Genomic DNA, 13,898 nt, shown 5'->3' on the forward strand with positions numbered 1-13,898 from the left:
TCAGTGCCTTGTAGCCAGCAGGCCCAGAAGGAAGCCTACACCGGCAGCGATGCCGACGGACTGCCAAGGATTTTCCTGCACGTAGCCTTCGGCCGCGACTACGGCCTCCTGGCTGCGCTCGGCTGCGGTTTCCTTGGTCTGCTGCAGGGATTCGCGAGCCTTGAGCAGGCTTTCGTTGATCTGCGCACGCAGCTCTTCAGCCTGGGTACCGGCGATGCTCGCAGTGTGCTCGAGCAGTTTTTCGGTGTCACGGACCAGTGCTTGAAAATCCGCTTTGAGAACTTCTTGAGCTGCTTTGGTGGTCGGGGTGGCCATGTTGATCTCCATATGGGTGGCGTCTGGATGTTTCGAGTAGGGGTGATCCCGAAGGTTCAGTGCCATTACGCGGGGCTTTCTCCTGTATAGCCCAAAATCACCTGTGTGGGTGCAATTGACTGGCCATTGGCAGCTCGCTTATGCTGTATAAAGATACAGTATATGGATAACTCGTTACCCATGCTCAACGTCGAACAACTCAAGTACAGCGTCAACCGCATGAGCCCGGATGTGGTCCGGGAGGCGGTGCTCGAGCTGCGTCTCGACGGCCTGGTCACCGAAGGCAAGACGCCTTTCAGCAAGCTGCACTTCAACACCTGCTTTGCCGAAGTAGAAGCACTTTTCCAGCGTGCCGGTTATCACCGTCCGTTGGACGTGGTCGGCTACAACGGCTTGCTGTATGCCTTGTACGATCCCACCCGCTGGGATGCAGTGGACGTGCTGCGCTGGCTCAAGGAGTTTACCGAAGCGGCGCAGGCCGTCCACGCGCGATGACAGCCGTGTCGCCGTGGGCGATAATCGCGGTCTGAAACGATCGTGGAATCAAGGCATGTCTGCACCCAAGTTCGACCCCGCGGCTCACCAGGCCAGTACCCTGTGCCTGCCCCCTGGCAACTGGGCGACCGTGCTGGACTGCCTCTGCGAACATTTCCAGGCCATCGACCGCGCCCAGTGGTTGAGCCGCATGGCCCGAGACCGGGTGCTGGATGCCGAGGGCGTGCCCATCGGTCCCGCCCATGCCTACAAGCAGGGTCTGCGCATCCACTATTTCCGTGAAGTACCGAACGAGCGGCCGATCGCGGCGCAAGAGCAGGTGCTGCACGTCGACGAACACCTGGTGGTTGCCGACAAGCCGCACTTTCTGCCGGTGACTCCGACGGGCGAATATGTCGAGCACACGTTGCTGCGCCGTTTGATCCGTCGTCTCGACAACCCGCATCTGGTGCCGCTGCACCGCATCGATCGACACACCGCCGGCCTGGTGCTGTTCTCGGCCAACCCGCAGACGCGCAGTGTCTATCAGCAACTGTTTCCCACCCGCCAGATCGAAAAGCGCTATGAAGCCATCGCGCCCGCGCTGCCCGAGCTGCAGTTTCCCCTCGTGCACCGGAGCCGCCTGGAACACGGCGAACCGTTCTTCCGCATGCGCGAGGCGCCGGGGCAGAACAATAGCGAAACCCGCATCGAGGTCGCCGAAAAAGGCGAGCACCTGTGGCGCTATGTGCTCAACCCGGTGACGGGCAAGACCCATCAGTTGCGGGTACACATGACCGCACTGGGCGCCAGTATCTGCAACGATCCGTTCTACCCGCAGTTGATCGACACCGAGGTGGACGACTATGCCCGGCCCTTGAAGCTGCTGGCTCGGTCGCTGCAGTTCCAGGATCCGCTCGACGGGCGATTGCGCAGCTTCGAAACGCGCCTGAGCCTGGCGTTCTAGAACGAAAAAAGCCCGCCGAAAGGCGGGCTTTTTCTTGCAGATGGTCGGAGAGGCAGGATTCGAACCTGCGGCCTTCTCGTCCCGAACGAGACGCGCTACCTGGCTGCGCTACACTCCGTGATCTTCAAACGTGCTGCAGGGCGCGCCTGCGGTGATGTCACCGCAAAAAGCGCCCGGCCATTACAGCTCCTTGACGGTCCGCACCTGGTCCTTGTTGACCCGAGTGGTCTTGCCGTCCAGCTGCTTGAATTCGTAGAAGCCAGCGTCTTCGTCGTAGGAGGGGGTATCCACTGCCTGGATTTCACGACCGTCATTGAGGGTGATCACGGTAGGCGATGCGCAACCGGCGAGCGATGCCAGGCCCAGCGCGAGCATGAAGGCGGGAAGGATCCGGTGAGTCATTATGTTTCTCCACAAAACAAAAAAGGGTACTGGCGTATACGGGGGTGAGACGGTATTTGTGCCAGCAAAGTTCCGTTGGCCCGACCGTCACAGTCTAGCGCCTGAGAACGCTGTCAGCGACCCAGCAATTGCGGCGTGTTGAGATTGGCCAAGCGTGGATCATCCTCGGCGCATTGCAGTGCCTGTGCGCCGAGCGCCAGGAGCACACGCCGCGGACTGCGTTCGCCGGCATCCCAGGCCTGACGCATCGCGGTCAGATGGGCCTTGGGCACGATGCACAGCAGCGGTTCCCAGAACTCGCCCTGGCGGACCATCAGTGGCTGTTCCGGGTGCCTTTGCTGGGTCTGGCGCATGGCAGCGAGCAACGCAGAGTCCACCCCCGGCACGTCGCAGGGCAGCACCAGCAGCAACGGGTGCCGCGCAGCCTCCAGCCCGGCGATCATCCCGGCCATCGGTCCCGGGAAGTCGCTGCTCTGGTCGTGCACCAACCGATCGGCAAAGGCGGCGTAGTGCTCGTGGTTGCGGTTGCAGGAAATGATCAGGTCATCGGTCATTGGCCGTACACAGCGCTGCAGATGCTGGATCAACGGCTGGCCACGCCAGTCGATCAGGCCTTTGTCACGGCCCCCCATGCGTTGGCCGCGGCCACCTGCCAGGAGCAGGACAGAGCAGAGGGGCAGGGTATCGGCAGCGTTCATTCGGGCGCTCGGACAGTGGCTGGGGGCTGTGATATAACACCGCCCATTCCATCAGACAACCGGACCTCGCCAATGAAAGCCAAGGCAGATGTACCCTTCGTGCCCCTCAATATTGCCGTCTTGACGGTGAGCGACACCCGCACCGTGGAAACCGACACCTCCGGTCAGTTGTTCGTCGATCGCCTCAGTGCGGCCGGTCACGGTCTCTATGCCCGCGCGCTGCTCAAGGACGACCTGTACAAGATCCGCGCCCAGGTGGCGCAGTGGATCGCCGACGATCAATGCCAGGTGGTGCTGATCACTGGCGGCACCGGCTTCACCGGTCGCGATAGTACCCCGGAAGCCGTCAGCTGCCTGCTGGACAAGCAGGTCGACGGCTTCGGCGAGCTGTTCCGGCAGATCTCCGTGGCCGACATCGGCACTTCGACCGTGCAGTCCCGCGCCCTGGCCGGGCTCGCCAATGGCACTTTGGTGTGCTGCCTGCCGGGCTCGACCAATGCCTGCCGCACCGGCTGGGACGGCATTCTTGCCGAGCAGTTGGACGTGCGTCACCGGCCCTGCAACTTCGTCGTGCACCTCAAGCAGGCCGAGCCCTGCGTCAGCCGTGGCTGAGTTGCCGGCGGCGCAGCCGCTGCTGCCGGTCGAACAGGCGCTGGCACAACTGCTGGCCATGGCCGATGCCGCGCCCATTCGCGAGCGTGAGCAGATCGCCCTGGCCCAAGGCAGCGGTCGGGTCCTCGCCGATGACCTGATCGCCACACTTGACCTGCCACCCTGGCCCAACAGCGCCATGGACGGCTACGCGCTGCGCCGAGACGACTGGCAGGGTCAACCCCTGCGCGTCAGCCAGCGTATCTTCGCCGGCGCCGTGCCCGAGCCGCTGGAGCCCGGCACCTGCGCACGCATCTTCACCGGCGCCCCGATGCCGGACGGCGCCGACTGCGTGGAGATGCAGGAAAACGCTCGCATCGAGGATGATCAGCGGGTGAGCTTCAACCAGGCCTTGAGAGTTGGCCAGAACATCCGTCCGCAAGGGCAGGAAACCCGTATCGGCGACCGCCTGCTGACGGCGGGCAGCCGCCTGGGCGCGATCGAGCTGGGGTTGCTGGCGTCCATGGGGCAGGCCCATATCGACGTGGTTCGCCGACCACGGGTGGCGGTACTGTCGACAGGCGATGAATTGGTCGAACCGGGTCAGCCGCTGGGGCCCGGACAGATCTACAACAGCAATCGTCAGGTGCTGTGCAGTGCCTTGAGCGGGTTGGGCTGCGAAGTGGTGGATGCCGGGATTCTGCCCGACGATCTGCAACAGACACGCCAGCGCCTGGCGGCGTTGGGTGATGTGGACCTGATTCTGTCCACGGGGGGCGTCTCGGTGGGCGAAGCCGATTTTCTCGGCGTCGCCCTGCGCGAGGAGGGTCAATTGGCCCTCTGGAAACTGGCGATCAAACCCGGCAAGCCGCTGACCTTCGGCCACTTTCGTGGCGTGCCGGTCATCGGTCTGCCGGGCAATCCCGCTTCTACACTGGTGACCTTCACCCTTCTGGCACGGCCTTACCTGCTGCGCCGCCTGGGTGTACAGGACGTCGCGCCGCTACGCTTCCAACTGCCCGCCGAGTTCGCCTGGCCTCGCGCCGGCACCCGTCGTGAGTACCTGCGCGGGCGTGTCGAACAGGGGCGGGTGGTGATCTACCCCAATCAGAGCTCAGGCGTGCTGCTCAGCGCCGCCTGGGCCCATGGACTGGTCGAGATCGGTGAAGGTTGCACGGTGGCTGAAGGCGACCTGGTCACCTTCATCCCGTTCAGCGAGCTGTTCTAAACCTTGCTCTTGTCCGACTCCACGGCTGCCGGTGCGCGGCCGTAGATGTCGGTGAAGCGCACGATGTCGTCTTCGCCCAGGTATTCGCCGCTCTGCACTTCGATCATGACCAAGTCGATCACGCCGGAGTTGACCAGGCGGTGCACGTGGCCCTGCTTGATGAAGGTCGATTCGTTGGTGTCGAGCAGGAATTCGTTGTCACCGTTGGTGACCCGAGCCATGCCGCTGACCACGATCCAGTGCTCGCTGCGGTGGTGGTGCATCTGCAACGACAGCGTGCCACCGGGCTTGACCACGATTCGCTTGATCTTGAAGCGCTTGCCTTCCTCAAGAATGGTGTAGGTGCCCCATGGGCGGGTGACCGTGCGGTGCAGGCGGAAGGCGTCGTGGCCCTGGCGCTTGAGTTGCTGGGCGAGCAGCTTGACGTCCTGGGTGCGGCTGCCGTCGGCGATCAACAGCGCGTCCGGGGTGTCGATCACCACCAGATTGTCCACGCCGACCGCGCCGACCAAGCGACGGGGCGAGTCGATGTAGCAGTTGCTCACGTCATGCAATACGGTCTCGCCGTTGCATTGGTTGCCTTGTGCGTCGGCCGGAGTCAGCTCGCGCACGGCCTGCCACGAGCCGATGTCGCTCCAGCCCATCTGGCAGGGAATCACTGCGACCTTGTCGGAGCGTTCGAGCAGGGCATAGTCGATCGAGATGTCCGGTGCCAGGGCAAAGGTGCTGCTGTCCAGTTCGACCTGCAGCTCACGGTTGCCCTGCTTGATGTCGCTGACCTGCAGGCAGGTGGTGGCGGCCAGCAGCACGTCCGGTGCGTGCTTTTCCAGCTCGCGCAGGAGTACGTCGACGCGCATGCAGAACATGCCGGCGTTCCACAGGTAGTCACCGCTGTCCAGGTAGGCCTGGGCGGTGACCTGATCCGGCTTCTCGCGGAACCGTGCTACCTGGTAGCTGCCGTCGCCCAGATCGGCGCCGCGCTCGATGTAGCCAAAGCCGGTTTCCGGCGTTTGCGGCACCAGGCCGAAGGTGACCAGCCAGCCCTCGTCGGCTTTCTTGCGTGCCGCGCTGACGGCTGCCTGGAACGCGTCGATGTCGCGAATCAGATGGTCGGCCGGCAGCACCAGCAACTGCGCCGAGGCGCCGTAGTGCTTGGCCGCGTGCAGGGCAGCGCTGGCGATGGCCGGCGCAGTATTACGACCGGCAGGCTCGAGAATGAAATCGAGCAGGGCGTTGCGATCGTTCAGTTGGCGGTAGTCGTCCAGGGTGCGGAAGAACACTTCGCGGTTGGTCACGGTCAGCACCCGATCCACGCCCGGCAGTTGCGAGGCACGGGTGAAGGTCTTCTGCAACAGGCTTTCGCCGTCCGGCAGGCGCATGAAGGGCTTGGGCATGGCTTCGCGCGATACGGGCCACAGGCGGGTGCCGGAGCCCCCGGCGATGATGCAGGGAATCAGAGTCGTCATAGGTCGAGCCTCGAGTTGGAGAAGGCGGGCGGCACCTGCATGGGCAGGCGTACACGACCAGCCAGGCTGGATGCATGAAAGGGTCGATGGAAAAAAGGGCAGAACGAAGAAGTCAGCGATTCGACAATGCTACCGCCAGCCGGAGACGGGCCGGACGTGCAGGAATCGGAGGGGTAACGGCCACTTCGATGATGGCCAGTTGCGTCGCAGTAAAGCCTAAACGAGAACCGTTGGCGAGTGGTAAATGCACGAATGGTTAAAAACTTTTCGTCCGGGCTTTTTTTGCTGCGGCTGTGGTCATATCAGGCAGAGTTCAACTCATTGGTCACCGGAGACATGCAGCATGAGCGAGCGCAAGGCAATCCTGATTTTGCACGGCAAACAAGCTTCCAACGAAGAGGTACGCGCTGCGGTCGAGCGCTACCGGGAGCAGGGCAATGACCTGGCCGTGCGTCTGACCTGGGAAGGCGGTGATGCCCAGCGTCTGGTCGAGGAGGCGTTGCAAGCGGGGTATACCCACATCATCGCCGGCGGTGGCGACGGCACCCTGCGCGATGTCGCCGAAGCCATGGCACTGGCCAAGACCGATGCCAGTCTGGTCCTGATGCCCCTGGGCACGGCCAACGATTTCGCCCGTGCCGCCGGGGTGCCCTTGGAACCCGAACCTGCGCTGGCGCTGCTTGCCCGCGAACCCCAGGCGATCGACCTGGGCGAGGTGGGCGGACAAGTGTTCCTCAACATGGCCACCGGCGGCTTCGGCAGCCAGGTCACGGCCAACACCTCCGAAGACCTGAAGAAAGTGCTCGGTGGCGCGGCCTACCTGTTCACCGGTCTGTCGCGGTTCAGCGAATTGCGCGCCGCCTCCGCGTCGCTCAGCGGTCCGGACTTCCACTGGGAAGGCGACCTGTTGGCACTGGGCATCGGCAACGGTCGTCAGGCCGGCGGTGGCCACGAGCTCTGCCCCGAAGCCGTGGTCGACGATGGGCTGCTGGAGATCAGCATCCTGCCGGCACCCACCGAAGTGGTCGGCACCTTGAAAAGCCTGCTCGGCGGCGGTGGGCTGGAAACCCTGTTCGTCCGTGCCCGGCTGCCCTGGGTTGAAATCAACAGCAAGGAAAACCTCGACATCAACCTCGATGGCGAACCGCTGCGCGGCGAGAATCTGCGCTTCAGTGCCATGCCCAAGGCATTGAAGGTCCATTTGCCCGCTGGCTCGCCACTGCTCAGCCGCCGATTGACCCAATAAAGATCAGCGACCGCAGTCAAGATATTCCCGTCAGCGCCGATAGCCCGGTACCTCTACTTTCACTTGGGCTTTGGAGCTTCACATGGCCGGCATTCTCGACACGGTTGACCAACGTACGCAGCTGGTGGGCGAAAACCGGCTGGAACTGCTCATGTTTCGCCTGGCTGGCAGGCAACTGTTCGCGATCAACGTGTTCAAGGTCCAGGAAGTCCTGCAGTTGCCCAAGCTGACGCTGATGCCGCAGCGTCACCCCTTCGTCTGCGGCGTGATCAACCTGCGCGGGCAGACCCTGCCGGTGATCGATCTTTCCCAAGCGATCGGCATGCGCCCGCTGGTGCCAGGGCCCAGCAGCACCATCATCGTGACCGAGTACAACCGCTCGATTCAGGCTTTTCTGGTCGGCGGTGTCGACCGCATCGTCAACATGAACTGGGAATCGATCCTGCCGCCTCCGGCCAGCGCCGGGCGCCAGCACTACCTCACTGCGATCAGCCGAGTCGACGAGCAACTGGTCGAGATCATCGACGTGGAAAAGGTGCTCGCCGAAATCGTCCCCTACAACGCCCGTGTTTCCCGGGACAAACTCGACGATCCGATCCTGGCGCGCGCACGTGGCCGTGAAGTGCTGCTGGTGGACGACTCCTCGGTGGCTCTGGCGCAGCTGCGCGATACGCTGTCGCAGCTGGACATCAAGATGCATGTGGCCAGCGATGGCCTGAAGGCGCTGAACAAGCTCAAGGCCTGGGCCGACACCGGCGAGCGCATGACCGACAAGCTGCTCATGGTGTTCACCGATGCCGAAATGCCGGAAATGGACGGCTACCGCCTGACCACCGAAATCCGCAACGACCCACGGCTGCGCGAACTGTACGTGGTGCTGCACACTTCGCTATCTGGCAGCTTCAACGAATCCATGGTGAAAAAGGTCGGCTGCGACAATTTCTTGTCAAAGTTTCAGCCCGACAAGCTGGTCGACGTGGTCCGCCAGCGTCTGGAAATGGATCGACACTGATCCCGACTCGTCATGGCCTTGGCGGTTCCGCTAGACTCGGTTCTTTTGCTCAAAGGAACTTGGCCATGTCGAGCCTTGCCGCGTTGTATCGTTATCCGCTCAAATCAGCCTTGGGTCAGTCCCTGCAGCAGTCGGCCGTCGACGGTCTGGGGCTGGTGGGTGATCGACGCTGGATGCTGGTCGACGCGGAGCGTGGGCTGTTCCTCTCGCAACGCTCGGTGCCACGCCTGACACAGTTGCACACGCGAGTTACAGCCGAGGGTGACTTGGTATTGAGTGCAACGGATTTCCCCGACCTGCATGTACCGGTGCCCGTTTCAGGTGACTTGCGCCAGGTCAAGGTCTGGTACGACAGCTTCGAAGCGCCTGACGCAGGCGACGCTGCCGCGCACTGGGTGAGCGATTTCCTCGGAAAACCCACTCGGCTGGTCTATATGCCCGCTGACCGCGCCCGAACGGTCAGTGCCGTCTATGGCGAGCACGGCGACAAGGTGGCCTTCGCCGATGGGTTTCCGCTGCTGCTGATCGGCCAGGGTTCGCTGGACGATCTGTCTGCACGAGTCGGCCGCTCGCTGGAAATGATCCGGTTTCGCCCCAACCTGGTGGTGCAGGGCAGCCCGGCATTTGCCGAGGATGACTGGAAACGCATTCGTATCGGTGACGTGGATTTCCGCGTGCTCAAACCGTGTGCGCGTTGCATTCTCACCACCCTGGATCCGCAGACCGGCGAGCGCAGCGCCGATCGCGAGCCGTTGACCACGCTCAAGGGCTACCGGCTTCAGGACGGCCATGCCATGTTCGGTCAGAACCTGGTCTGCGATGGCGCCGGCGTGCTTGAAGTGGGCATGCCCATCACTGTCCTGGAGTGAGCTGGCGGCAGCCCTGGAGCTGCCGCCATCGACTCACTGGTCGTCGAAGAAACGCTCGTGCCAATCCACCACCGGCTGCGGCGCGTTGAGCTTCTCGCCGTAGATGACCGCGTAGGACAATACGTTCTGCACGTATTGGCGTGTCTCGTCGAACGGAATGGATTCCACCCAGACATCGAAACTCAGATGGTTGGCGCCTCTGAGCCACTGCCGAACACGGCCCGGACCTGCGTTGTACGCTGCCGAGGCCAGCACTCGGTTACCGTTGAACTGGCTGTGCACCTGGCTCAGGTAGGCCGCGCCCAGTTGGATGTTGGTGTCGGGGTCCAGGACTTGCTGCGGTGACGACAGCGGGATGCTGAATTTGCGCGAGGTCTCCTTGGCAGTGCCCGGCATCAACTGCATCAGCCCCATGGCACCGGCGCCGGAACGGGCGTCGTCCATGAACGCGCTTTCCTGACGGGTGATGGCAAACACCCAGCTGGTGTGCAGACCGCGCACGTTGGCTTCGCGGATCAAGGTGTCGCGGTGGGCCATCGGGAAACGGATGTCCAGATCGTCCCAGTACTGTGCCTGACTGATCGTGCGAATGGCCGGGAAATACCAGCGCATGTCGTAGGCCAGCTTGGCCTGGGCGACCATCTCATCTCGATCGAAATGACGGCTGACGTGATACCACTCGCGCCGCGCATCGACGATCTGGCCGCGCGCATACAGCTCCAGCGAACGACGGATGCCGGCGGTGTTGCGCACCTTGTTGACCAGCGCCTGGCTCATCACCAGGGGCTTGTTGTTGAGCGAGTAGGGTGCCTGGAGGCGGTCGGCCGCCAGGAATCCGTAGAAGTCACGTTCCTTGGCGACGGCCTTGTACAGCTGCGGCACCTTGGCGCTCTGCGGCTGGGCCAGCTCCAGACTGCGTGCCTGCCAGTACTGCCAGCGGTTGGTCTGCGCCAGGTCCTTGGGCAGGCGGGTGGTCAGGTCGTAGGCGTCCTGCCAGCGGCCCAGTCGCAGCAGCAGGCGCAGGCGCCACTCGGTAACGGTGTCGTCGCGCAGCTCCGGGTCGTAGCGGGTCATCAGCTCAAGCGCGCGCGGGTCGTAGCGGCGGGCCAGGGTCAGGCCGATCTCGCGGGCAATGGCGACTTTTTCCTCGGCCGAAAAGCGCATGCTGCTGGCATAGCTGTCGAGCATCAGCATGGCCTTGTCCGGATCCTGCCGAGCCAGGCGGCGCAGACCCAGCCCGACCACGTCGGACATGGCTTCGTCCACCGGCATGAAGCGCGAAGGCTGGTCGAGCAATTCGGGCTTCTGCGCGACATCCAGCAGCAGGCGACCCTGGCTCGACAGCGTGGTCAGACCCTGCACCAAGCTGGTAGCCAATGGATAGTTGCGCGCCTGGGCGGCAAGCTTGGCGCGCTGCCAGCGCTTGTTCTCGGTGAGCTGGCCTTCACTGGCCCAGCGCTGGAACAGGCCGTCACAGGCCGTGGGCAGCGTTTTGCCGGTCAGCCACAGCTTGTCGGCGTTGGCATAGCCTTCGGCGCGCAGCTGGCTGTTGCTCAACTGGTACTGACCGTACAGGCAGTCGAGCTCCTTGAAGTTGAGCTTGGGGTCGTAGTATTTGACGAACGGTGCCCACTCGCCGCGCTCGGCCAGTTGCCGCAGCCAGCGCAGTTTCATCCAGTTGGCCTGGGGCAGGTCCCCATGCTTGGCCAGGAAGCCCTCGATTTCGGCGTTGCTCGCGCTGCGCAGGCGCGGCGTGAGCTCGTCGTAGGCCAGGTACGCCTCCAGAGGGTAATCCTGCAACTCGGCGGCGTAGCGCATGTACGGCCCGCTGTCGCCCTTGGCCAGGGCGCGCTTGGCTTCGTCGTAGTACTGGCGCTGGGTGGCCAGGTCGGCGGCCTGAACAGTGGCGACACTGGAAGCAGACAGGATAAGGCAGGAAAACAGGCTGAACAGGCGACTGCGCATGAGACTTCCAGGCAGAGAGGACGTGACAAGTGTCGGCAGTGCCAGCACTAAAGAAGTGAGCCTAGCTTAGCCTCTAGAGCAGGCGCGATGAAAGCGTTCAGGATCATTCATTTTATTGCCGCCTTCGGTCAGCCAGGGCAAAAGTCGGTTAGAATGCGCGCCCGGTTTTTGGAGAAGCTCATGACCCTGCTCAAATTCAGCGATGTGTCCCTTGCATTCGGCGCGATGCCGTTGTTGGACAAGGTGTCCTGGCAGATCGCCCGTGGTGAGCGGGTGTGCATCATCGGCCGCAACGGCACTGGCAAATCCAGCATGCTGAAGCTGGTCAAGGGCGTGCAGAAACCCGATGACGGCGCCGTCTGGCGCGCGCCCGGGCTGAAAATCGGCGAATTGCCCCAGGAACTGCCGGTGGCCGACGAACGGACCGTGTTCGACGTGGTTGCCGAAGGCCTGGACGGCGTCGGCGCATTGCTGGCCGAATACCACCACCTGAGCCAGAACATCGTCACCGACGAAGACCTGAACAAGCTCATGCATGTCCAGCAGGACCTCGAAGCCCGTGACGGCTGGCGCCTGCAGCAGTTGGTCGACAGCACCCTGAGCCGTTTGCAGCTGCCAGCCGACAAGACCCTCAAGCAACTCTCCGGTGGCTGGCGCCGTCGCGTGCTGTTGGCCCAGGCGCTGGTGTCCGAGCCGGATCTGCTGCTGCTCGACGAACCCACCAACCACCTGGACATCGGCGCCATCGCCTGGCTCGAAGAAGCCCTCAAGGATTTCCAGGGCGCGGTACTGTTCATCACCCACGACCGTTCCTTCCTGCAGAACCTGGCCACCCGCATTCTCGAACTGGACCGCGGCGGCCTGATCGACTGGAATGGCGACTACGCCAGCTTCCTGGTGCACAAGGAAGCCATGCTGGCCGCCGAGGAAACCGCCAACGCGCTGTTCGACAAGCGCCTGGCCCAGGAAGAGGTGTGGATCCGTCAGGGCATCAAGGCCCGGCGTACCCGCAACGAAGGCCGTGTGCGTGCCCTCAAGGCGCTGCGTGTGGAACGTGGCGAGCGTCGCGAACGCACCGGCAAGGCCAACATCCAGCTCGATACCGCCGACAAGTCCGGCAAGCAGGTCATGGTGCTCGACAACGTCAGCTTCGCCCATCCGGGTGGGCCGATGCTGATCAAGGATTTCTCCATGGTCCTGCAACGCGAGGACCGTATCGGCCTGCTGGGCGCCAACGGTACCGGCAAGACCACCCTGCTCAAGCTGATGCTCGACAACCTGCAGCCCACCAGTGGTTCGGTCGACGTCGGCACGCGCCTGGACGTCGCCTACTTCGACCAGTTGCGCCACCAGTTGGACTTGGAGAAGACGGTCATCGACAACGTCGCCGAAGGCCGCGACTTCATCGACATCGACGGGCAAAGCCGCCACGTGTTGAGCTACCTGGGCGACTTCCTGTTCAGTCCCCAGCGTGCCCGTACGCCGGTCAAGGCACTGTCGGGCGGTGAGCGTGCGCGCCTGCTGCTGGCCAAGCTGTTCAGCAAGCCGGCCAACCTGCTGGTACTGGACGAACCGACCAACGACCTCGACGTCGAGACCCTCGAACTGCTCGAAGAAGTGCTTTCCGGCTTCAAGGGCACCGTGCTGATGGTCAGCCACGACCGGGCATTCCTCGACAACGTCGTGACCAGCACCCTGGTGTTCGAAGGCGAGGGCAAGGTGCGTGAATACGTGGGCGGTTATCAGGACTGGATCCGCCAGGGCGGCTCGCCCAAGCTGCTGGGCGTGACCGAGAACAAGTCGGGCAAGGCCGAGCTCAACAGTGCCGTGGTCAAGGCCCCGGAGCCTGTACCAGCCGAAGCACCGGCGCCAGCGAAGAAGAAGCTCAGCTACAAGCTTCAGCGTGAGCTGGAAGCCCTGCCGGGCCAGATCGACGCCAAGGAGCAGGAAATCGCGGCGCTGGAGGCCGAGATGGCCGATGCCGGGTTCTACCAGCGACCTGCCGAACAGACCGCCGCCGTCATAGCCAAACTGGAAGCTTCGCAGGCCGAGCTGGAAGCCATGGTCGAGCGTTGGGCCGAGCTCGACGCCTGAGGCACGACACCGGAATCTTCAGCGAGGCCGCAGCTGCCGCTCGGCCCCGCTGATGATCCTTACTCGGCGCGCTTGACCAAGCGTACAGCCAGCACGTCGCACGGCGCACCGTGCAGCACGTCGTTGGCCGTGGAGCCCAGCAGCAGCGCCAGGCCGTGACGGCCATGGCTGCCAACCACGACCAGATCGCACTCGGACTTCTTCGCCAGGTTGTGAATTTCCTGGCGCGGCTGGCCATAGGTCAGATGGCAGTCGCCCACTACCAGGTCCGGGTACTTGAGCTTCAGCGTTTCCAGGCGCTCCTTGGCCTGGTCGAACTGCTGCTGTTGCAATTGCGAGAGATCCATCGGCACATCCCCGCCGAATGCCATGGCCATCGGTTCTACAATGTGCACCAGCGAGAGCTTGGCGCCATTGCTGACCGCCAGTTCCCTGGCCCGTTTGATGACCGGGTCACACTCTTCGGTGAGGTCGACTGCGACCAGAATGTGTTGGTAGGGCATGAGAAGCACTCCTGACAATTGCGATAGCTTGAGTATGAACTGTTTGGGCGAGGTGCGACATGAACATC

General features: G+C 63.3%; 14 protein-coding genes and 1 tRNA gene. 8 read left to right on the forward strand and 7 right to left on the reverse strand.

The window, feature by feature from the left end; genetic code table 11:
* A complete protein-coding gene (locus tag AC788_RS02820) occupies positions 1-315 on the reverse strand; it encodes a DUF883 family protein (RefSeq protein ID WP_049859771.1) in 315 nt (104 codons plus the stop codon).
* 180 nt (positions 316-495) lie between these two features.
* On the opposite strand from AC788_RS02820, the gene AC788_RS02825 reads away from it, so the two are divergent.
* Complete coding sequence (locus tag AC788_RS02825; protein WP_049859112.1) at positions 496-810, forward strand: hypothetical protein; 315 nt, start codon at positions 496-498, stop codon at positions 808-810.
* Between the two features lie 55 nt (positions 811-865).
* Complete coding sequence (locus AC788_RS02830; RefSeq protein WP_049859113.1) at positions 866-1,756, forward strand: pseudouridine synthase; 891 nt, start codon at positions 866-868, stop codon at positions 1,754-1,756.
* A 41-nt stretch (positions 1,757-1,797) separates the two neighbouring features.
* Here the strand turns inward: AC788_RS02830 and AC788_RS02835 are convergent.
* From AC788_RS02835 to mobA, 3 genes are all read right to left on the reverse strand, one after another.
* A tRNA-Pro gene (locus AC788_RS02835) sits at positions 1,798-1,874 on the reverse strand.
* A gap of 62 nt (positions 1,875-1,936) precedes the next feature.
* Positions 1,937-2,158, reverse strand: a complete 222-nt coding sequence (locus AC788_RS02840) for a YgdI/YgdR family lipoprotein (protein WP_049859114.1) — start codon at positions 2,156-2,158, stop codon at positions 1,937-1,939.
* Between the two features lie 113 nt (positions 2,159-2,271).
* The gene (gene mobA / locus AC788_RS02845) at positions 2,272-2,856 is read right to left on the reverse strand and encodes a molybdenum cofactor guanylyltransferase MobA (protein ID WP_049859115.1); all 585 of its coding nucleotides are present in this window, start codon (positions 2,854-2,856) and stop codon (positions 2,272-2,274) included.
* 72 nt (positions 2,857-2,928) lie between these two features.
* On the opposite strand from mobA, the gene moaB reads away from it, so the two are divergent.
* The gene (gene moaB / locus AC788_RS02850; RefSeq protein WP_049859116.1) at positions 2,929-3,468 is read left to right on the forward strand and encodes a molybdenum cofactor biosynthesis protein B; all 540 of its coding nucleotides are present in this window, start codon (positions 2,929-2,931) and stop codon (positions 3,466-3,468) included.
* Positions 3,461-4,675 (forward strand): molybdopterin molybdotransferase MoeA, encoded by a 1,215-nt coding sequence (locus tag AC788_RS02855; RefSeq protein WP_049859117.1) that lies wholly within the window; start codon positions 3,461-3,463, stop codon positions 4,673-4,675. Before moaB ends, AC788_RS02855 begins: the two co-directional genes overlap by 8 nt.
* Here the strand turns inward: AC788_RS02855 and AC788_RS02860 are convergent.
* Entirely contained in the window at positions 4,672-6,141 is a 1,470-nt protein-coding gene (locus tag AC788_RS02860) for a mannose-1-phosphate guanylyltransferase/mannose-6-phosphate isomerase (RefSeq protein WP_049859118.1), read from the reverse strand. The two genes, AC788_RS02855 and AC788_RS02860, sit on opposite strands and share 4 nt — an antisense overlap.
* Positions 6,142-6,484: 343 nt before the next feature.
* Here AC788_RS02860 and yegS point away from each other — a divergent pair, with 343 nt between their 5' ends.
* The 3 genes from yegS (at position 6,485) to AC788_RS02875 (ending at position 9,268) form a co-directional block, all read left to right on the forward strand.
* Complete coding sequence (gene yegS, locus AC788_RS02865; RefSeq protein WP_049859119.1) at positions 6,485-7,387, forward strand: lipid kinase YegS; 903 nt, start codon at positions 6,485-6,487, stop codon at positions 7,385-7,387.
* 82 nt (positions 7,388-7,469) lie between these two features.
* Positions 7,470-8,399 carry a chemotaxis protein CheV gene (locus tag AC788_RS02870; RefSeq protein ID WP_049859120.1) on the forward strand — a complete coding sequence of 310 codons (930 nt, stop codon included), beginning with the start codon at positions 7,470-7,472 and terminating at the stop codon, positions 8,397-8,399.
* Between the two features lie 65 nt (positions 8,400-8,464).
* Positions 8,465-9,268 carry an MOSC domain-containing protein gene (locus AC788_RS02875; RefSeq protein ID WP_049859121.1) on the forward strand — a complete coding sequence of 268 codons (804 nt, stop codon included), beginning with the start codon at positions 8,465-8,467 and terminating at the stop codon, positions 9,266-9,268.
* Between the two features lie 33 nt (positions 9,269-9,301).
* Here the strand turns inward: AC788_RS02875 and AC788_RS02880 are convergent, their stop codons facing one another.
* Complete coding sequence (locus AC788_RS02880; protein WP_049859122.1) at positions 9,302-11,233, reverse strand: transglycosylase SLT domain-containing protein; 1,932 nt, start codon at positions 11,231-11,233, stop codon at positions 9,302-9,304.
* A gap of 180 nt (positions 11,234-11,413) precedes the next feature.
* Between AC788_RS02880 and AC788_RS02885 the strand changes: the two genes are divergently transcribed.
* A complete protein-coding gene (locus tag AC788_RS02885) occupies positions 11,414-13,327 on the forward strand; it encodes an ATP-binding cassette domain-containing protein (protein WP_049859123.1) in 1,914 nt (637 codons plus the stop codon).
* Positions 13,328-13,386: 59 nt separating this feature from the next.
* On the opposite strand, the gene AC788_RS02890 is transcribed toward AC788_RS02885, so the two are convergent.
* The gene (locus tag AC788_RS02890) at positions 13,387-13,830 is read right to left on the reverse strand and encodes a universal stress protein (protein WP_049859124.1); all 444 of its coding nucleotides are present in this window, start codon (positions 13,828-13,830) and stop codon (positions 13,387-13,389) included.
* Positions 13,831-13,898: the final 68 nt, after the last annotated feature.

Origin of the sequence: Pseudomonas sp. RIT-PI-a (genome assembly GCF_001187875.1) — a bacterium.
GTDB lineage: Bacteria > Pseudomonadota > Gammaproteobacteria > Pseudomonadales > Pseudomonadaceae > Aquipseudomonas > Aquipseudomonas coleopterorum.